Consider the following 19,058-nt stretch of genomic DNA (forward strand, 5'->3'; position numbering starts at 1 on the left):
TTGTTAATTGCAAAATTGGTGATGGCAATTATGATTAGCCGAATTGCTAAGCGAAGAGCATGTGCATGCAAAACGAGAAGAAATCGAACGTAGAGTTCATCCCGCAGTTTCAAAAAGCCTTTTTATACCCGCGCTACTGGGGCGTGTGGCTGGGAACCGGCCTGATGGCCGGCGTTTCTCTGGTGCCTGCGCGCCTGCGCGATCCGATGCTGGGAGCGATCGGCACACTGGCCGGCAAGCTGGCGAAAGGGGCGCGTCGTCGTGCCCGCATCAACCTGCTGTATTGCTTGCCGGAACTGCCGGAAAGCGAGCGTGAGCACATTATCGACCAGATGTTCGCCTGTGCGCCGCAGTCGATGGTGCTGATGGCGGAACTGGCCTGCACCAAACCGGAAAAAGTGCTCAAGCGCGTGCGTTGGCACGGTGAAGAGGTGTTGGACAAGATCCGCGCGGAAGGGCGCAACGTGATTTTCCTGGTGCCACATGGCTGGGCGGTGGATGTGCCGGCGATGTTGATGGCCGCGCGCGGTCAACCGATGGCGGCGATGTTCCACAATCAGCGCAATCAGCTGATCGACTACCTGTGGAATGCCGTGCGTCGTAAATTCGGCGGCCGCATGCACGCGCGCAATGACGGCATCAAACCGTTTATCAGTTCGGTTCGCCAGGGATATTGGGGTTACTATCTGCCCGATCAGGATCACGGTGCTGAGCACAGTGAGTTTGTCGACTTCTTCGCCACCTATAAGGCGACGTTGCCGGCGGTTGGGCGGTTGATGAAAGTGTGTCGTGCGGCGATCGTGCCGTTGTTCCCGGTGTACGACGGCAAAACCAGCATGCTGGATATTTATATTCGCGAGCCGATGGACGATCTGGCTGAAGCGGACGATCCGCGCATTGCCCGCCGCATGAACGAAGAGGTGGAGAATCTGGTGGGCCCGAACCCGGAGCAGTACACCTGGATCCTCAAACTGTTGAAGACGCGCAAGGAAGGGGAGATTGAACCCTACTCGCGCGACGATCTGTATCGTTAATCCTATCTACCGCTAACGCCGGTCGGGCCACACCCTGGCCGGCGTCACTTCAGATGTGCACCATACAGCCGCGCGCCCGCAGGATCTCAATGACGTTGGGCGTGTGGGTGAAATCATTCCAGCGCAGATCCAGCTTGCGCAGCCGGCTCAGTTCACCGAGGCTTTCCGGCAGATCGCTCAGGCGGTTGGCGCGCAGATCCAGACTTCTCAGCGCCGTGAGCTCACCGATATTTTCCGGCAGGCGCGTCAGCTGATTAAAACGCAGGTTCAGCTCGCTCAATCGCGGCAGGCGGCAGAAGGCTGCCGGCAGTTCGGTGATGGCATTGTTGGCCGCATCGAGTATTTCAAGCTCGCCGAGCAGAGTCATTTCCGCCGGCAGCGTGGTCAGGGCATTTCTCATGATATGCAACTCGCGCAGCGCGCGTAGTTGCCCGATTTCGCCGGGCAGGCTGCGGATGCGATTGTTGTATAAACGCAGCTCCTGCAACGCCGCCAGCCTCGGTATTGCCTGCGGCAAGGCGGTCAGCTGGTTATCGGTCGCGTTGAGATAGATGAGCTGCTGCAGTTGCGCCAGCGCACGCGGCAGGTCGCTAAAGCCGTTATCGCTCAGGTAGAGGTATTTCAGCCGGTGCAGCTGCCCCAATGTTTCAGGCAGTTCGCTCGCGCGGTTGTGACCAAAATCGAACATCTCGAGCTGTTGCAACTGACCAATCTCCGGCGGCAGACGGTCGAGCTGATTGCAAGAGATGTTCAGCACCCGCAGATTCTGGTGCCGGAATAGGGGAGTAGGGAAGGCCGTCAGCTGATTGTTGTACAGGCTGACCTTGCGCAGCGCGTGGCCGGCAAACAGCGATTCGTCGAGCTGCGTCAGGCCGCGTCCATCGAGCTCGAGCTCATCATAGGTCGAGGCGGGATTGTGCTGGTGGAGCATGGCGTTCTCCGTCGTAATGGCAGTGTCAGAGCAAAAAAAATGCCGGCCTAGGTGAGCCGGCCGGCATTTCGTCTGCGGCGTGAATTACTCGACGCGCAGGATACGGCTGGTATTGGTGGTGCCGACGGTTTCCATCACGTCGCCCTGGGTGACGATCACCAGATCGCCGGAGACCAGGAAGCCTTTGTCGCGCAGGCGATTGACGGCTTCGTTGGCGGCGATGACGCCGTCTTTGTGGCTGTCGAAATACACCGGCGTCACGCCGCGATACAGCGCGGTCAGGTTAAGCGTGTGCTCATGCCGCGACATGGCGAAGATCGGCAGGCCGGAGCTGATGCGTGACATCATCAGCGCGGTGCGGCCGGACTCGGTCATGGCGATCAGCGCGGTGACGCCTTTCAGGTGGTTGGCCGCATACATCGAAGACATGGCGATCGCCTCTTCGATATTGTCGAACTGCACGTCCAGACGGTGTTTGGAAACGTTGATGCTCGGGATCTTCTCGGCGCCCAGACAAACGCGCGCCATCGCCGCCACGGTTTCCGCCGGGTATTGGCCGGCAGCGGTTTCCGCCGACAGCATGACGGCGTCGGTGCCGTCCAGCACGGCGTTGGCCACGTCCATGACTTCGGCGCGGGTCGGCATCGGGTTGGTGATCATCGACTCCATCATCTGAGTCGCGGTGATCACCGCGCGGTTCAGAGTACGGGCGCGGCGGATCAGTTTCTTCTGGATCCCGACCAGCTCCGGATCGCCGATTTCGACGCCCAGATCGCCACGGGCGACCATCACCACGTCGGAGGCCAGAATGATGTCGTCCATCGCTTCGTCGCTGCAGACCGCTTCGGCGCGCTCGACCTTGGACACGATCTTGGCGTTGCAGCCTGCGTCGCGCGCCAGGCGGCGAGCATAGTTCAGATCTTCACCGGTGCGCGGGAAGGAGACCGCCAGGTAGTCGACGCCGATCTTGGCGGCGGTGACGATGTCCGCCTTGTCTTTTTCGGTCAGCGCTTCGGCCGACAGGCCGCCGCCGAGTTTGTTGATGCCCTTGTTATTGGACAACGGGCCGCCAACGGTGACTTCGGTAAATACTTTCATGCCCTGAACTTCGAGCACTTTCAGCTGAACGCGGCCGTCGTCGAGCAGCAAGACGTCGCCCGGCACGACGTCGGCAGGCAGGCCTTTATAGTCGATACCGACTTTTTCTTTATCGCCTTCGCCTTTTGACAGGTTGGCGTCCAGCAGGAATTTATCGCCCACGTTGAGGAAGATTTTGCCTTCCTTGAAGGTGGAAACGCGGATTTTCGGCCCTTGCAGATCGCCAAGGATAGCGACGTGACGTCCCAGTTTGGCAGCGATTTCGCGAACTTTGTCTGCGCGAGCCTGGTGATCTTCCGGGCTGCCGTGGGAGAAGTTAAGCCGAACTACGTTGGCGCCGGCGGCAATGATCTTTTCCAGATTATTGTCGCGGTCTGTAGCCGGACCCAGGGTGGTAACGATTTTGGTTCTTCTGAGCCGTCTGGACATGTATTACTCCGTTGACTGGTGAAGCAAATATTGGTGTTGCGATAACGTCGGATAACGAAACCAGGCGTGAAATGTAATTTTACAACACTGATATTTCACCCGGGTTACCCGCATGAGCGTATTAACAGGGTACAGCCTCTGATGTCGCCATTCAAATGTCTGTTGAACGGCGACTTTTTTCTTCGTCGGGTTACGAGTCAAAACTGTTGGGAATGACTACGCCTTTATCAAAGCGCGATTCTTTGAGCGCTTCTTTGACCCGCTTCAAGTTATCTCTGAATTTAGCCCCTCTGCGCAAGGTAAATCCGGTGGCGAGCACGTCAATGAGCGTTAATTGCGCGATCCGCGACACCATCGGCATGTAAACGTCGGTGTCTTCAGGCACGTCGAGCAGCAACGCGAGGGTCGCCGCCTGGGCGAGCGGGGTATCGCGCGAGGTGATAGCCAGTACCGTGGCGTCGTTTTCTCGCGCCAGGTGGGCCATTTCCACCAGGTTCTTGGTGCGGCCGGTGTGAGAGATCAACACCACCACGTCGCCCTCGCCGGAGTTCATGCAGCTCATGCGCTGCATGACGATGTCATCGAAGTAGACCACCGGAATATTGAAGCGGAAAAATTTGTTCATCGCGTCGTGGGCCACGGCGGCGGAGGCGCCCAGACCGAAGAAAGAGATCTTTTTTGCCTGGGTGAGCAGGTCAACCGCACGATTGATTGCGGCAATATCCAAATTTGCCTTTACTGTATCCAGGCTGGCCATCACCGATTCGAAGATCTTGCTGGTGTAGGAATCGACGCTGTCATCTTCCTCGACGTTACGGTTCACGTAGGGCGTGCCGTTAGCCAGGCTTTGGGCGAGATGCAGTTTGAAGTCGGGAAAGCCTTTGGTATCAAGGCGACGGCAAAAACGGTTGACGGTGGGTTCGCTGACGTCGGCCATGCGCGCCAGCGTGGCGATGCTGGAGTGAATGGCGGTCTGCGGGGAGGCCAGGATCACCTCGGCGACTTTCCTTTCAGATTTGCTCAGGAGCTCCAGATGGCTCTGGATTTTGTCCAGCGTATTCATATAACGAGAGTCACTCATGGTTTTATCCCTGTGGCTTTCAAGCAACAGCGCCGAATTTCGCCCGTGTTCGCCGTGCAAGCAGACGCCAAACGAGCGGCTGTAACCTGAAATCGATAGGGTATGTCGATTGCAAACAAAGGAGAAATCAATGCCGGTTTAGTGAAAATATACTACGTGCTGGTAATCGTTGGCAGTCTCGACAGGGCGTATGCAGGCTTTTTTCACCAGAATATGACCTGTGTCTAACTTTCATAATGGTAACAGAGCGTCAAAAAAGACGAAAAATTACAGTTTTGCCCGCCTGTGAGGGCGCCGGCGCGCAGTGGCGCTACCACTGAGATCTTAACGTCTTTTTTCTGCTTCTGCGCCGGGTTTGCTGGCCGTAGTCAAACAGAGTACATTAGTAATGTAAGAAAATTACAAATATCCTGCAACGAGGAGATGAACATGGCGGTAACCTCTACAGCCCAGGCGTGTGACCTGGTTATTTTCGGCGCGAAAGGTGATTTGGCGCGCCGTAAGCTGCTGCCTTCCCTGTACCAGTTAGAGAAAGCCGGACACATCCACCCGGATACGCGGATCATCGGCGTCGGCCGCGCGGAGTGGGATAAAAAAGCCTATACCGAAGTGGTCAAGGAAGCGCTTGGCACCTTCATGAAGGAAAAGCTGGATGACGAACTCTGGGCCACGCTGAGCGCGCGCCTGGACTTCTGCAATCTGGACGTCAACGACAGCAAGAACTTTACCAAACTCGGTAAAATGCTGGATCAGAAGCATCGCACCACCATCAACTACTTCGCCATGCCGCCAAGCACCTTCGGCGCCATCTGCAAAGGGTTGGGCGAAGCCAAGCTGAACCATGAGCCGGCGCGCGTGGTGATGGAGAAACCGTTGGGCACCGATCTGGCGTCCTCCCGCGTGATCAACGATCAGGTGGCGGAGTTCTTCAACGAGTCCCAGGTCTACCGCATCGACCACTACCTCGGCAAAGAGACGGTGTTGAACCTGTTGGCGCTGCGTTTCGCCAACTCGCTGTTCGCGTCCAACTGGGACAACCGCACCATCGATTCGGTGCAGATCACCGTGGCGGAAGAGGTGGGCATCGAAGGGCGCTGGGGCTACTTCGATCAGGCCGGCCAGATGCGCGACATGATCCAGAACCACCTGCTGCAGATCCTGACCATGATCGCCATGTCGCCGCCGGCGGATCTGACCACCGACCGCATCCGCGACGAGAAGGTGAAGGTGCTGCGTTCGCTGCGCCGCATCGATCAGACCAATGTACGGGAAACCACCGTGCGCGGTCAGTACACCGCCGGTTTCGTTCAGGGCAAGAAAGTGCCGGGGTATCTGGAAGAAGAAGGGGCGAACAAGAGCAGCAGCACCGAGACCTTCGTTTCCATCCGCGTGGACATCGACAACTGGCAATGGGCCGGGGTGCCGTTCTATCTGCGTACCGGTAAACGTCTGCCGACCAAATGCTCGGAAGTGGTGGTGTACTTCAAGAATCCGCCGCTTAACCTGTTCAGCGACTCTTATCAGCAGCTGCCGCAAAACAAGCTGACCATTCGTTTGCAACCGGACGAAGGCATCGAAATTCAGGTATTGAACAAGGTGCCGGGGCTGGATCACAAGCACCGCCTGCAGACTACCAAGCTGGATCTGAGTTTCTCGGAAACCTTCAACCAGGAGCACGTGGCGGACGCCTACGAGCGCCTGCTGCTGGAGACCATGCGGGGCATTCAGGCGCTGTTCGTGCGCCGTGACGAAGTGGAAGAGGCCTGGAAGTGGGTCGACTCCATCATGGACGCGTGGAAAGCCGACAACGAAGCGCCTAAGCCTTATCAGGCGGGCACCTGGGGGCCGGTGGCCTCGGTGGCGATGATCACCCGCGACGGCCGTTCCTGGAACGAGTTCGAGTAATGCGCAATGCCGGCAGCCCGTCTGCCGGCTTTTTTTTGCCTGCGATCTGCGCGTGGGCCACATCACTTACGGTACGGCCGGACGTTCGCGCGTTTGCGCGGAGCCCTGTGGCAGGGGCGTGCCATTGTTAACCGCGAGTAATGGAGAAAGAATGATGACAAACTGGAAAACCAGCGCTGAACAGATCCTGACGGCGGGGCCGGTGGTGCCTGTTATCGTGATCAACACGCTGGAACAGGCGGTGCCGCTGGCGAAAGCGTTGGTTGCCGGCGGCGTGCGGGTACTGGAGGTGACGCTGCGCACCGCCTGTGCGCTGGAGGCTATTCGCGCTATCGCCCAAGAGGTGCCGGAGGCGATCATCGGCGCCGGTACGGTGATCAATCCACAGCAGCTGCGGGAGGTGACCGAGGTCGGGGCGCAGTTCGCCATCAGCCCGGGGCTGACCGACGCTTTGCTGCAGGCGGCGACGGCGGGGTCAATCCCGTTGATCCCGGGCATCAGCACCGTATCTGAACTGATGCTGGGCATGGATTACGGCCTGCGCGAATTCAAATTCTTCCCGGCGGAAGCCAACGGCGGCGTGAAGGCGCTGCAGGCGATCGGCGGCCCGTTCCCGCAGGTGCGCTTTTGCCCGACCGGCGGCATTACGCCGAACAATTACCGCGATTATCTGGCGCTAAAAAGCGTGCTGTGCATCGGCGGCTCCTGGCTGGCGCCGGCCGATGCGCTCGAAAGCGGCGACTACGCGCGCATCACTGAACTGGCGCGCAGCGCCGTCAGCGGCGCCGCGTTGTAACCCGCGCCAGGCCTGGGGTTGGCGCTTATTTGCTCACCCGCGGATCTCGCAAGGCTCAACGCTCCGTTGGGCCTTTTTTAATTTTTATCGCGATTAACTTTCTTATTTTTAACCCGTTTTTTTCTGCTTTTTTATGAAAACGGCAGTTTGCTTTCTTATTTTGGCTGTGGTAAAAATATCTCAGTTGAAAATTTTACTTTTATGAGGATATTGGGCAAATCGCACGGTGTGCGGCTGATAATAGAGAACTATTATGATGACTATTAACGGAACTACCCTCAGAACCTCTACGTGCCAACTCTTCCTGTCTGCGATCCTTGCCAGTGAGCATCACTGGTGCAGCGAGCTATAGCGTCTTTCTCCCTTAACCGGTGCTGGTAGCGGGCTTACGCCTTCGCTCTACCGTTCAGCCGGGCAAACATTCTTTTTGCGTTTGGGTCAGTTTATCCCCAGGGATCTCTGCGTCTTGCGCGCCGTACTGCGGCCGTTCGACGAGATAAATCGGGATAAATATGCCTTGGCGTGCGTTATTCGCCGTTTGGGAGAAAAATTATGATTTATTGGATCTTTTTAGGTTTGGCCATCATGACCGAAATCATCGGCACCTTGTCGATGAAATACGCCAGCGTCAATGGCGGCATGATCGGGCATATCGTGATGTACGTGATGATCACCGCGTCTTATGTGTTGCTGTCAGTAGCGGTAAAACGCGTGGCGTTGGGCGTAGCTTATGCGCTGTGGGAAGGTATCGGCATTCTGTTCATTACCCTGTTCAGCGTGCTGTGGTTCGACGAGCCCATTTCGGCGCTGAAGGTACTGGGTCTGGCTACGCTGATCGCCGGTATCATGCTGGTGAAATCCGGTACCCGCAAAGAGCGAAAACAGGTCAGCCCGCGAGGTGACAACCATGCAACAGTTTGAGTTGTACCACATTGGGTTCCTGGGATTGGCCATCGTGCTGGAAATCATCGCCAACATCTTCCTGAAGATGTCGGACGGTTTCCGTAAAATTTGGCTGGGATTGCTGTCGCTGCTGTCGGTACTCGGTGCGTTCAGCGCCCTGGCGCAGGCGGTAAAGGGCATCGATCTGTCAATCGCTTACGCGTTGTGGGGCGGTTTCGGTATCGCCGCCACCATCGCCGCAGGCTGGATCATGTTCGGCCAGCGGTTGAACGCCAAAGGCTGGATTGGCCTGGCGCTGCTGTTGACGGGGATGGTGATCCTCAAACTGTCCTGATAGCGGGCAATAAAAAACCGCAGGCGTTGCCGTCTGCGGTTTTTTTTCGTCTGCGCGAGGCTTACAGCGCGGCGATGATTTTGATTTCCACCTTGTACTTCGGATTCATCAGCTGAGCCTGCACGGTGCAGCGCACCGGCGCGCTGCCGGCGACAACCCAGGCGTCCCAGGCGGCGTTCATCGCGGCGAAGTCGGCGGTATTGGCCAGGAAGATGGTGGCATCCAGAATACGGCTTTTGTCCGACCCTACACGTTCCAGCAGCACGTCGATGGCGGCAAGGGCGTTGGCGGTCTGCGCGGTCGCGTCATCGTCCAGATTCTCCGGCACGCTGGTGTAGTAAACGGTCTCGTTGTGCACCACGGCTTCGGACCAGCGCTGATCGGGATCAATTCTTTCGATATTCATTTGCTTATCTCCATATCATAGTCCCGCTAAGGGTAGCACAGCCGGTGATGAAAAAGCGCGGCGATAAAGTGGGTGGTAGCCGGGCGGCAGGCTTGGCATAATCACCGCTGAATGACACCGGCAGAGAGACAGCGTGACAGACGATTTTGCAACAGACGGCGCATTGGCGCAGGCTATCAAGGGATTCAAACCGCGTGAGCCGCAGCGGCAGATGGCGCAAGCCGTTACCGAAGCGATCAATTTCAAGCAGGAACTGGTGGTGGAAGCCGGCACCGGCACCGGCAAAACCTTCGCTTATCTGGCGCCGGCGCTGCGTGCCGATCGCAAAGTGATCATCTCCACCGGTTCGAAAGCGCTGCAGGATCAGCTGTATGCGCGCGATCTGCCCACCGTCGCCAAGGCGCTGAAGTACAAAGGCAAGCTGGCGCTGCTGAAGGGGCGCTCCAACTACCTGTGTCTGGAGCGTCTTGAGCAACAGTCGATGGCCGGCGGGGAGCTGGCGGGGCAGACGTTGATCGATCTGGTGCAACTGCGCAAGTGGTCGTCGCAGACCAAAGAGGGTGATATCAGCACCTGCAGCGAAGTGGCGGAAGACAGCTTCGTCTGGCCATTGGTGACCAGCACCAATGACAACTGTCTCGGCAGCGACTGCCCGCTGTATCAGGATTGCTTCGTGGTCAAAGCGCGCCGCCGCGCGATGGATGCGGATGTGGTGGTGGTGAACCATCACCTGTTCCTGGCGGATATGGTGGTGAAAGAGGGCGGCTTCGCCGAGCTGATCCCGGAAGCCGAGGTGATGATTTTCGATGAGGCGCACCAAATTCCCGACATCGCCAGCCAGTATTTCGGCCAGCAGCTCACCAGCCGCCAACTGCTGGATCTGGCGAAGGACATCACCATCGCCTACCGCACCGAGGTGCGCGATGCCGCCCAACTGCAAAAAAGCGCCGACCGTCTCAGCCTGAGCACGCAAGATTTCCGTCTGAATCTGGGGGAGCCGGGTTTTCGCGGCAACCTGCGGGATGTGCTCGGCGAACCGAACGTGCAGCGTGCTTTGTTGCTGCTCGATGACGCGCTGGAGCTGTGTTATGACGTCATGAAACTGTCGCTGGGGCGTTCGGCGCTGCTGGACGCCGCCTTTGAGCGCGCCACGCTGTACCGCGCGCGTCTCAAACGCCTCAAGGCGGTGACGGAACCGGGCTACAGCTATTGGTATGAGTGCAATTCGCGCCACTTCGTGTTGGCGCTGACGCCGCTGACGGTGGCCGATCGTTTCCGCGAAATGCTGGACGAGAAGCCGGGCAGCTGGATCTTTACCTCGGCGACGCTGTCGGTCAACGATCAGTTGGGTCACTTCACCGAACGGCTGGGGCTGACCAAGGCCAAAACGCTGCTGTTGCCGAGCCCGTTCGACTATGCCAAACAGGCGTTGCTGTGCGTGCCGCGCTTTTTGCCTTCGCCGAATCAGCCCGGCGGGGCGCGCCAGCTGGCGCGCATGCTGCGCCCATTAATCGAAGCCAACAACGGCCGCTGCTTCTTCTTGTGCACATCGCACCAGATGATGCGCGAGCTGGCGGAAGAGTTCCGCGCCACGATGACGCTGCCGGTCTTATTGCAAGGGGAAACCAGCAAAGGGCAGCTGTTGGCACAGTTCGTCGCCGCCGGTAACGCGTTGTTGGTGGCGACCAGCAGCTTCTGGGAAGGGGTGGACGTGCGTGGCGATGCGCTGTCGTGCGTGATCATCGATAAGCTGCCGTTTACCTCACCGGACGATCCGCTGCTGAAGGCGCGCATTGAAGATTGTCGCCTGCGCGGCGGCGATCCGTTCAATGACGTGCAGTTGCCGGATGCGGTCATCACCCTGAAACAGGGGGTGGGCCGTTTGATCCGCGATACCGACGATCGCGGCGTGCTGGTGATCTGCGATAACCGTCTGGTGATGCGCCCTTATGGCGAGGTGTTCCTCAATAGCCTGCCGCCTACGCCGCGTACCCGCGATCTGAAGCAGGCGATCGCCTTCTTGCAGGCCGCTGATACGTCGGCCACGTGAAAGATGAAGGGCTTACGGGGCTGTGCTACAATGCGCGCCCTGTATGAAAAACCCAGTTTTATTCCCGCCAGAGGTTGGCATGTCCACGCGAATTTTAGCGATCGATACCGCGACGGAAGCCTGTTCCGTCGCCGTCTGGAATCAAGGCGAAATCCACGCCCTGTTTGAGCTGTGCCCACGCGAGCATACGCAACGTATTTTACCTATGGTGCAGCAGGTGCTGGCGGAATCCGGCCTGGCGCTCAACCAGCTCGATGCGCTGGCCTTCGGCCGCGGCCCCGGCAGTTTTACCGGGGTGCGCATCGGCATCGGCATCGCTCAGGGCCTGGCGCTGGGCGCCGATCTGCCGATGATCGGCGTTTCTACGCTGCAAACCATGGCGCAGGGCGCCTGGCGCGTCAGCGGCGCGGAGCGTGTGCTGGCGGCGATCGATGCGCGCATGGGCGAGGTCTACTGGGGGCAGTTCGAACGTCAGGCCGACGGCCGCTGGTTGGAAAGCGAAGGCGAGGCGGTGCTGTCGCCGGCGCAGGCGTTCGAGCGCGCACAGCGCCTGCAGGGCGAATGGGCCCACGTCGGCACCGGCTGGCAAACCTACCCCGATCTGGTCAACGGTTCCACGCTGAGCGTGCGCGACGGCCAGATGCTGTTGCCGCAGGCGGAAGACATGCTGCCGCTGGCGCTGCACGCCTGGCAACAGGGGCTGGCGGTGGCGGTGGAAAACGCCGAGCCGACCTACCTGCGCAATGAAGTGACCTGGAAAAAACTGCCGGGCCGCGAGTAATCGCGGCGTTATTGTGCTGATGTTGATGCCGGGCGATGAAGGCCTGCAACTTGAGCGCTGAAACGCGGTCAAAGTTACAGGCATTTCAGGAGATTGCGACCATGTTAATCCGCACTGCAAGTAAAAAGCTGTCGCTGCTGGCCGTCGCCTGCGGCGCGCTGGTTCTGACCGGGTGCGTCACCGTACCGGATGCGATCAAAGGCTCCAGTCCTTCGCCGGTGACTCAGCTTTCCTCGGTACAAAATGCACCGAACCTGTTTACCGGCGCGGAAGCCCGCTTTGGCGGCACCGTGGTGAACGTCGCCAACGAACAAGGGCGCACGCTGCTGGAGATCGCGGCGGTGCCGCTCGACAGCGGTGCGCGGCCGATACTGGGTGAACCGTCGAACGGCCGCTTGCTGGCCACGGTGAACGGCTTCCTCGAACCGGTCGATTTCAAAGGCCAACTGGTGACCGTCGTCGGCCCTATCACCGGCCTGAAAGAGGGGCGGATCGGCATGACGCCATATCGCTTCGTAACGATGAACGTGACCGGTTTCAAGCGCTGGCATCTGGTACAGCAGGTGGTGATGCCGCCTGCGCCGATGGGCCCTTGGGGCTGGCGCGGTGGCCCGTGGGGACCCGGCTGGGGCGCCGGCTATGGCTGGTACAACCCCGGCCCGGCACAGGTGCAAACCATCGTAACCGAGTAACATACGCTTGATGTGAACAAATTTGACAGGGCGGCTCAGGCCGCCCTTTTGTTTTTTGGGATAAGGAATATCCGACAATTAGTGACGTACATCGCAACCTGAGTAATGTTTAAAACCCGAACTGGTCTGCTGAGTTAAAATATTGTTATGGTTAGGCTGCGAGTTTGAGGGCTGCGATGATAATTAGTAATGATTTCAGGAGTAATACCTTGGATAAGGTCTGGTTAAAACGGTATCCGGCAGATGTGCCCGCAGAGATTGATGCCGATCGCTATTCGTCGTTGATCGAAATGTTTGAGCATGCCGTGCAGCGCTATGCCGATCAGCCCGCCTTTATCAATATGGGCGAGGTGATGACCTTCCGCAAACTGGAAGAACGCAGCCGGGCTTTCGCGGCTTACCTGCAAAATGAGCTGGGCCTGAAGAAGGGCGACCGCGTCGCGCTGATGATGCCTAACCTGTTGCAATACCCCATTGCCCTGTTCGGCATTCTGCGTGCCGGCATGGTGGTGGTCAACGTCAACCCGCTGTATACCCCGCGCGAGCTGGAGCACCAGTTGAACGACAGCGGCGCCAGCGCCATCGTCATCGTCTCCAACTTTGCCCATACGCTGGAAAAAGTGGTGTTCAACACCCAGGTCAAACACGTGATCCTGACGCGCATGGGCGATCAGCTGTCGGCCGCCAAGGGCACGTTGGTCAACTTCGTGGTCAAATACGTTAAGCGTCTGGTGCCGAAATACAACCTGCCGGACGCCATTTCCTTCCGCAGCGCGCTGCAGCGCGGCCGCCGTTTACAATATGTAAAACCGGACATCATTAATGCCGATCTGGCTTTCCTGCAATACACCGGCGGCACCACCGGGGTGGCGAAGGGGGCGATGCTGACGCACCGCAACATGCAGGCCAACCTTGAGCAGGCTAAGGCCGCCTATTCGCCGCTGTTCCGTGAAGGGCAGGAGCTGGTGGTGACGGCGCTGCCGCTGTATCACATTTTCGCGCTGACGGTGAACTGCCTGCTGTTTATCGATCTGGGCGGGCGCAATTTGCTGATCACCAACCCGCGTGACATTCCGGGCCTGGTGAAAGAATTGGGCAAATACCCGTTCACCGCCATGAGCGGAGTGAATACGCTGTTCAATGCGTTGCTGAACAACGAAGACTTCCACAAGCTCGATTTCTCTACGCTGCGTTTCTCGGTCGGCGGCGGCATGTCGGTGCAAAAATCGGTGGCCGAGAAGTGGGAGAAAACCACCGGCAAACACCTGCTGGAAGGTTACGGCCTGACGGAGTGCGCGCCGCTGGTGGCCGGCAACCCTTACGATCTTAAACACTACAGCGGCAGCATCGGTCTGCCGGTGCCGTCGACGGACATTCGGTTGGTGGACGACAACGGCCATGACGTGCCGCCGGGCGAGCCGGGCGAACTGTGGGTCAAAGGGCCGCAAGTTATGTTAGGCTATTGGCAGCGCCCGGATGCCACCGACGAAGTGCTGAAAGACGGCTGGCTGGCGACCGGTGATGTGGTGACCGTGGACGATCAGGGATTTGTGCGCATCGTCGACCGCAAGAAAGACATGATCCTGGTATCGGGTTTCAACGTGTATCCGAACGAGATTGAAGATGTGGTCAGCCAGCACCCGAAAGTGCTGGAATGTGCGGCAATCGGCGTGCCCAGCGAGGCCTCCGGCGAAACGGTGAAGATCTGCGTGGTGAAGAAAGACGCCTCGCTGACCAAGGAAGAGCTGTTGACCCATTGCCGACGCCACCTGACCGGGTATAAAGTGCCTAAAATTGTTGAGTTCCGCGATGAACTGCCGAAGTCGAACGTCGGCAAGATTTTGCGGCGAGAATTGCGCGATGAGCAAAAAGCGCCTAAGCCGGCCGATGCCGCCTAGGTTTTGCTTTCGCGTCAGCCTATCAACAACGCCGGTGAATGCCGGCGTTGTTGTGTTTGAATCCTACAAGAGAATGATGTTTTGAATTATCAGTTGATCACTACCGATGCCGGATTGCAGCAGGTCTGCGAGCAGGCGAGAAAGCATGCCCAGGTTGCGCTGGACACCGAGTTTGTCAGAACGCGTACCTACTATCCGCAGCTGGGCCTGATCCAGCTTTACGACGGTGAACAACTCTCCCTTATCGATCCTCTGCCGATCAAGCACTGGCAACCGTTTGTCGAGCTGCTGGCCGACACCGCCGTGGTGAAGTTTCTGCATGCCGGCAGTGAAGATCTTGAAGTGTTTCTCAACGCCTTTAAAACGCTGCCGACGCCGATGATCGACACTCAGATCCTGGCGGCCTTTACCGGTCGGCCGCTCTCCTGCGGCTTTGCGACGCTGGTGGCGGAGTACATGAAGGTTGAACTGGACAAGAGCGAGTCGCGCACCGATTGGCTGGCGCGCCCGCTGACTGAAAGACAGTGCGTGTATGCGGCCGCCGACGTGTTCTACCTGCTGCCGATGGCCAAACAGCTGGTGCAGGAGACTGAAGAGGCCGGCTGGACCGCTGCGGCCAATAACGAGTGCTTGCTGCTGTGCCAACGCCGTAGCGAGGCGCTGGCGCCGGAAGTGGCCTATCGCGAAATCAGCAATGCCTGGCAGTTGCGCCCGCGTCAGCTGGGGTGCCTGCAGAAGTTGGCGGAATGGCGGTTGCGCCAGGCGCGCGAGCGCGATCTGGCGGTGAACTTCGTGGTTCGCGAGGAGAACCTGTGGCAGGTGGCGCGCTTTATGCCGTCTTCGCTGGGAGAACTGGATTCGCTGGGCCTGAGCGGGCCGGAGATCCGTTATCACGGCAAAACGCTGTTGGCGCTGGTGGCCGAAGCCGAAGCGCTGGAGGAGTCCGAGTTGCCGGCGCCGTTGGCTAACCTTATCGATCAGCCGGGCTACAAGAAGGTGTTTAAGGACATCAAGGCCGCTATCGCCAGCGTCAGCGAGCAAAGCGGGTTGAGCAGCGAGCTGCTGGCATCCCGTCGCCAAATTAACCAATTGTTGAACTGGCATTGGAAACTGAAGGACGGCGAGAGTCGCCCTGAATTAATCAGCGGCTGGCGCGGCGATTTATTAATGGCGCCGTTGCAGGACATCCTGAAAGATTATTAATCGCTGGTTATCACCAGGGCAGGGTAGGGAAACTCTGCTCGGGTGAATATAGGCAGGAAATAATGCGTTGAAGGTAAATCTGGCCAGAATTTACTTTAAACGAGGTGGCGGCAAAGTTAATTGGGAATTGTCCCAAAGGGAAAAATCGATTTTTTGCTGCCGATAATGCTTAATAACTGGATACACATACAGTTACCCCCTGCATAAAATATACAGGGGGTAATTAATGCGTCGCAATCATTTAGCTGCTTCTTCCGATTCCGGTAATGTCACGTTAAGTTCAAGTACCGAAATATCGTCCCCTTTCTGCTCGAACTGCACATGCAGCATTTCAGGATCGATCTGAATGTATTTGCAAATAACCGCCAGAATATCGCGTTTCAAATCAGGCAGATACGGGGGCTCACTGTCCCCGCGACGACGCTCTGCGACGATAATCTGCAGCCGTTCCTTGGCTATATTGGCTGTCTGTTTTTTGCGGGACAGAAAGAAGTCTAATAAGGCCATGGTTTATCCCCCAAAAAGGCGTTTCAGGAAACCCTTCTTCTCTTCTTCAATGAAGCGGAATGGGCGTTCTTCTCCCAACAAGCGGCAAACGGTATCGTCATACGCCTTACCGGCGTCTGACTCGGCATCCAGAATGACAGGCTCACCCTGGTTGGAAGCACGCAGTACGGACTGGTCTTCCGGGATCACACCCACCAATGGAATGCGTAGGATTTCCAGCACGTCTTCCATGCTCAGCATGTCGCCACGGCTGACGCGGCCCGGGTTGTAACGGGTCAGCAGCAGGTGTTCCTTGATAGGCGATTCGCCTTTCTCGGCGCGGCGCGATTTGGAGGAAAGGATGCCCAGGATACGGTCGGAGTCGCGTACCGAAGAGACTTCCGGGTTGGTGGTGATGATAGCTTCGTCGGCGAAATACAGCGCCATCAGCGCACCGGTTTCGATACCGGCCGGTGAGTCGCAGACCACGAAGTCAAAATCCATCTCGCCGAGATCGTTGAGGACTTTTTCAACGCCTTCACGGGTTAACGCGTCTTTGTCGCGTGTCTGCGAAGCCGGCAGGATATAGAGGTTTTCAGTGCGTTTGTCTTTGATCAACGCCTGATTCAGCGTGGCGTCGCCCTGAATCACGTTCACGAAATCATAAACTACCCGACGTTCGCAGCCCATGATCAGGTCAAGATTACGCAGGCCGATATCGAAATCGATCACGACGGTTTTCTTGCCTTTCTGGGCCAGGCCGGTAGCGATGGCCGCGCTCGAAGTGGTCTTGCCAACGCCCCCTTTACCCGATGTAACAACAATAATGCGTGCCATGAAATGGATTCCTTGTCAAAAGGGCTTAATTTAAAGGTTGTATGGTTAAAGCGTTATCCAACAGGCTGAGTCGTACGGCCTGCCCGACGTAATCGGACGGGATTTGGTCGCTCAACCAGTACTGCCCTGCGATAGAGACTAGCTCAGCCGCCAGGTGGGTGCAAAAAATCTGACATTGCGTGTCGCCTGACGCGCCTGCCAGCGCGCGACCGCGCATCATGCCGTAGACATGAATGTTGCCGTCGGCAATCAGCTCGGCGCCGGCGCTGACGCTGCTGGTCACGATAAGATCGCAGTTGCGGGCGTAAATCTGTTGGCCGGAACGGACAGGGGTGCTGATGATACGCGTTTTGGCGGGGGCGTTATCCGCCACCACGGGCGCAGGTGCAGGCTCCGGCGCCGCCATTTTCTGGCCTCTGCCTTCGCTCAGCAACGGCAGCCCGGCACGGGCTATCGCGCGCTTTTGACGCTCATCTCTGCAACCGCTGATACCCACAACGCGCAGACCTGCCGCCGCGACAGCCTGTTGAAGTTCTTTCCAGTTCGCATCGCCATCCAGCGTTGCGACGTTGATAACAACAGGGGCGTTTTTCAGAAAAGCGGGCGCTTGCTCAACTTTTTCCTGTAACGCCTGGCGTATTACCTCGGGCTGCGAATTATGCAAATGAACAACCGATAGGGTAAAACTGCTGCCTTTTAGCTCAATTGGCGATTGTGACATCTATCCTGACTCAGTCTCAGCAACTTTAAATCCCCGGAATACCACTCGGGGTGCGATATTCCGATGTACTATAAGCATGTTATAGTCAGAGTTATATCCAGGCAAGACGCTCCCTCAATTAAATAGAGTTAAAAAAATGCTTTGTGTGATCTATAGAAGCCCGAAACGCGATCAAACTTATCTTTATGTCGAAAAAAAAGACGATTTCTCTCGTGTGCCGGAAGCGCTGATGAAAAGTTTCGGCGTACCGCAATTCGCCATGATGCTTTCACTCGATGAACGCAAGAAATTGGCCTCGGCGGATATCGAAAAGGTGAAACAGGCGCTGAAAGACGAAGGTTATTACCTGCAGTTCCCGCCGCCGGTGGAAAACCTGCTCAATCAGCATTTGGCGGGCGACAAGGCCTGAGACCGCCGCTACGGTCAGGGGAGGCATGATGACACGTTCGGCGAGAAGTACCGCGTTGGCCGTTTGGCTGGCGCTGGGCGGTGCGATGATGCCGGGCGCACCGCAGGCGGCGCAGGAGACGACGCTGGCGACCAGCGGGCGCGATCCGGCGCAGTTCCCGGCGTATGTCGAACAACTGAAGCGCCGGGCGCGGGAACAGGGCATCAGTCAGGCCACCCTTGACCGCGCCTTTGCGCAAATCCATTTCGTCGATCGGGTGATCAAGGCCGATCGCAATCAGCCGGAGCAGAAGATCACGTTGGACGATTACCTGCGGCGGGTGATGTCGCCCGCCAAGGTGCGGCAGGGGCGCGAACTGTACCGGCAGCGCCATGCGCAATGGCTGCGGGCCAGCGAACACTATCGGGTGCCGGGGCGCTATATCATCGCGCTGTGGGGCATGGAGAGCGCCTATGGCAAGATCCAGGGGCGGGAGGACGTGGTGTCCGCGCTGGCGACGCTGGCATTCGAAGGGCGCCGCGAGGCCTTTTTCAGCCGGGAGCTGCTGGCGGCGTTGCAGATAGTCGAACAGGGGCACGTTGGCGATACGTCGCTCAAAGGGTCCTGGGCCGGCGCGATGGGGCAATGTCAGTTTATGCCAAGCTCCTTCCTGCGCTATGCGGCGGACGGCGACGGTGACGGACGCATCGATATCTGGAATAACATTGACGACGTTTTCGCGTCCACGGCCAGCTACCTGTCCAAAGAGGGCTGGCAGCCCGGCATCGGTTGGGGGCGCGAGGTCAAACTGCCCGCCGGCTTCAATCGAGCCGAACTGGGCCTGAAAGACGCGCAGGCGCGCAGCGTCAACGACTGGCAGAAACGCGGCGTGCGCCGTGCGGATGGCCGCGCGTTGCCGCACGCCGTGCAGCGCGGCTGGATCATCGCGCCGGATGATCTGCAGGGGCGGACCTTCTTGGTCTATGATAATTTCCGCACCCTGATGCACTGGAATCGCTCTTACTATTTCGCTATCGCCGTGGGTATGATGGCAGACGCGATCGGGCATTGATCCGGCACACCAA

General features: G+C 58.1%; 19 protein-coding genes. 12 read left to right on the forward strand and 7 right to left on the reverse strand.

All coding sequences use genetic code 11. The annotated features are described in order from the left end of the window. Positions 1-65 precede the first annotated feature (65 nt). Positions 66-1,034: a lauroyl-Kdo(2)-lipid IV(A) myristoyltransferase gene (gene lpxM, locus J0X03_RS10040; RefSeq protein WP_033643349.1), complete on the forward strand. Its 969-nt coding sequence runs from the start codon at positions 66-68 to the stop codon at positions 1,032-1,034. A 49-nt stretch (positions 1,035-1,083) separates the two neighbouring features. Here the strand turns inward: lpxM and J0X03_RS10045 are convergent, their stop codons facing one another. The 3 genes from J0X03_RS10045 to J0X03_RS10055 form a co-directional block, all read right to left on the reverse strand. After that, a complete protein-coding gene (locus J0X03_RS10045; protein ID WP_147880053.1) occupies positions 1,084-1,965 on the reverse strand; it encodes a leucine-rich repeat domain-containing protein in 882 nt (293 codons plus the stop codon). Between the two features lie 84 nt (positions 1,966-2,049). Beyond that, positions 2,050-3,492, reverse strand: a complete 1,443-nt coding sequence (gene pyk, locus J0X03_RS10050; RefSeq protein WP_019452801.1) for a pyruvate kinase — start codon at positions 3,490-3,492, stop codon at positions 2,050-2,052. A 190-nt stretch (positions 3,493-3,682) separates the two neighbouring features. Continuing rightward, positions 3,683-4,555 carry a MurR/RpiR family transcriptional regulator gene (locus J0X03_RS10055; RefSeq protein WP_033643347.1) on the reverse strand — a complete coding sequence of 291 codons (873 nt, stop codon included), beginning with the start codon at positions 4,553-4,555 and terminating at the stop codon, positions 3,683-3,685. A 447-nt stretch (positions 4,556-5,002) separates the two neighbouring features. Between J0X03_RS10055 and zwf the strand changes: the two genes are divergently transcribed. The 4 genes from zwf (at position 5,003) to mdtI (ending at position 8,511) form a co-directional block, all read left to right on the forward strand. Then, positions 5,003-6,478, forward strand: coding sequence for a glucose-6-phosphate dehydrogenase (zwf, locus tag J0X03_RS10060; RefSeq protein WP_033643346.1), 1,476 nt, complete (start codon positions 5,003-5,005; stop codon positions 6,476-6,478). A 154-nt stretch (positions 6,479-6,632) separates the two neighbouring features. After that, positions 6,633-7,274 (forward strand): bifunctional 4-hydroxy-2-oxoglutarate aldolase/2-dehydro-3-deoxy-phosphogluconate aldolase, encoded by a 642-nt coding sequence (locus J0X03_RS10065; protein ID WP_116286359.1) that lies wholly within the window; start codon positions 6,633-6,635, stop codon positions 7,272-7,274. A 552-nt stretch (positions 7,275-7,826) separates the two neighbouring features. After that, the gene (gene mdtJ / locus J0X03_RS10070) at positions 7,827-8,195 is read left to right on the forward strand and encodes a multidrug/spermidine efflux SMR transporter subunit MdtJ (RefSeq protein ID WP_004932327.1); all 369 of its coding nucleotides are present in this window, start codon (positions 7,827-7,829) and stop codon (positions 8,193-8,195) included. After that, positions 8,182-8,511 carry a multidrug/spermidine efflux SMR transporter subunit MdtI gene (gene mdtI / locus J0X03_RS10075; protein WP_016927446.1) on the forward strand — a complete coding sequence of 110 codons (330 nt, stop codon included), beginning with the start codon at positions 8,182-8,184 and terminating at the stop codon, positions 8,509-8,511. Before mdtJ ends, mdtI begins: the two co-directional genes overlap by 14 nt. 61 nt (positions 8,512-8,572) lie before the next feature. Here mdtI and J0X03_RS10080 read toward each other — a convergent pair whose 3' ends face one another. Beyond that, positions 8,573-8,917 carry a RidA family protein gene (locus tag J0X03_RS10080; RefSeq protein WP_004932322.1) on the reverse strand — a complete coding sequence of 115 codons (345 nt, stop codon included), beginning with the start codon at positions 8,915-8,917 and terminating at the stop codon, positions 8,573-8,575. 133 nt (positions 8,918-9,050) lie between these two features. On the opposite strand from J0X03_RS10080, the gene yoaA reads away from it, so the two are divergent. The 5 genes from yoaA to rnd all read left to right on the forward strand — a co-directional run bounded on the left by yoaA (position 9,051) and on the right by rnd (position 15,541). Further along, positions 9,051-10,967 (forward strand): DNA repair helicase YoaA, encoded by a 1,917-nt coding sequence (yoaA, locus tag J0X03_RS10085; protein WP_004932318.1) that lies wholly within the window; start codon positions 9,051-9,053, stop codon positions 10,965-10,967. 79 nt (positions 10,968-11,046) lie between these two features. Continuing rightward, on the forward strand, positions 11,047-11,748 hold the full coding sequence (gene tsaB, locus J0X03_RS10090; RefSeq protein WP_089194857.1) for a tRNA (adenosine(37)-N6)-threonylcarbamoyltransferase complex dimerization subunit type 1 TsaB: 702 nt from the start codon (positions 11,047-11,049) through the stop codon (positions 11,746-11,748). A gap of 101 nt (positions 11,749-11,849) precedes the next feature. After that, the gene (locus tag J0X03_RS10095; RefSeq protein ID WP_021503867.1) at positions 11,850-12,440 is read left to right on the forward strand and encodes a Slp family lipoprotein; all 591 of its coding nucleotides are present in this window, start codon (positions 11,850-11,852) and stop codon (positions 12,438-12,440) included. Positions 12,441-12,649: 209 nt separating this feature from the next. Continuing rightward, positions 12,650-14,338, forward strand: coding sequence for a long-chain-fatty-acid--CoA ligase FadD (fadD, locus tag J0X03_RS10100; protein ID WP_033643344.1), 1,689 nt, complete (start codon positions 12,650-12,652; stop codon positions 14,336-14,338). 81 nt (positions 14,339-14,419) lie between these two features. Next, on the forward strand, positions 14,420-15,541 hold the full coding sequence (rnd, locus tag J0X03_RS10105) for a ribonuclease D (RefSeq protein WP_096242316.1): 1,122 nt from the start codon (positions 14,420-14,422) through the stop codon (positions 15,539-15,541). A 237-nt stretch (positions 15,542-15,778) separates the two neighbouring features. Here the strand turns inward: rnd and minE are convergent, their stop codons facing one another. From minE to minC, 3 genes are read right to left on the reverse strand one after another with little or no spacing between them, the layout of a single operon-like run. Next, a complete protein-coding gene (gene minE / locus J0X03_RS10110) occupies positions 15,779-16,048 on the reverse strand; it encodes a cell division topological specificity factor MinE (RefSeq protein ID WP_004932303.1) in 270 nt (89 codons plus the stop codon). 3 nt (positions 16,049-16,051) lie between these two features. Then, a complete protein-coding gene (gene minD, locus J0X03_RS10115) occupies positions 16,052-16,864 on the reverse strand; it encodes a septum site-determining protein MinD (RefSeq protein ID WP_004932300.1) in 813 nt (270 codons plus the stop codon). A 25-nt stretch (positions 16,865-16,889) separates the two neighbouring features. Beyond that, a complete protein-coding gene (minC, locus tag J0X03_RS10120; RefSeq protein ID WP_033650952.1) occupies positions 16,890-17,585 on the reverse strand; it encodes a septum site-determining protein MinC in 696 nt (231 codons plus the stop codon). Between the two features lie 136 nt (positions 17,586-17,721). Between minC and J0X03_RS10125 the strand changes: the two genes are divergently transcribed. Together J0X03_RS10125 and J0X03_RS10130 are read left to right on the forward strand one after the other, a co-directional pair. Continuing rightward, positions 17,722-17,994: a YcgL domain-containing protein gene (locus J0X03_RS10125; RefSeq protein ID WP_033643340.1), complete on the forward strand. Its 273-nt coding sequence runs from the start codon at positions 17,722-17,724 to the stop codon at positions 17,992-17,994. Between the two features lie 28 nt (positions 17,995-18,022). After that, positions 18,023-19,045, forward strand: coding sequence for a lytic murein transglycosylase (locus tag J0X03_RS10130; protein ID WP_089197699.1), 1,023 nt, complete (start codon positions 18,023-18,025; stop codon positions 19,043-19,045). Positions 19,046-19,058: the final 13 nt, after the last annotated feature.

This window comes from Serratia ureilytica (assembly GCF_017309605.1).
GTDB classification, from domain to species: Bacteria; Pseudomonadota; Gammaproteobacteria; order Enterobacterales; family Enterobacteriaceae; genus Serratia; species Serratia ureilytica.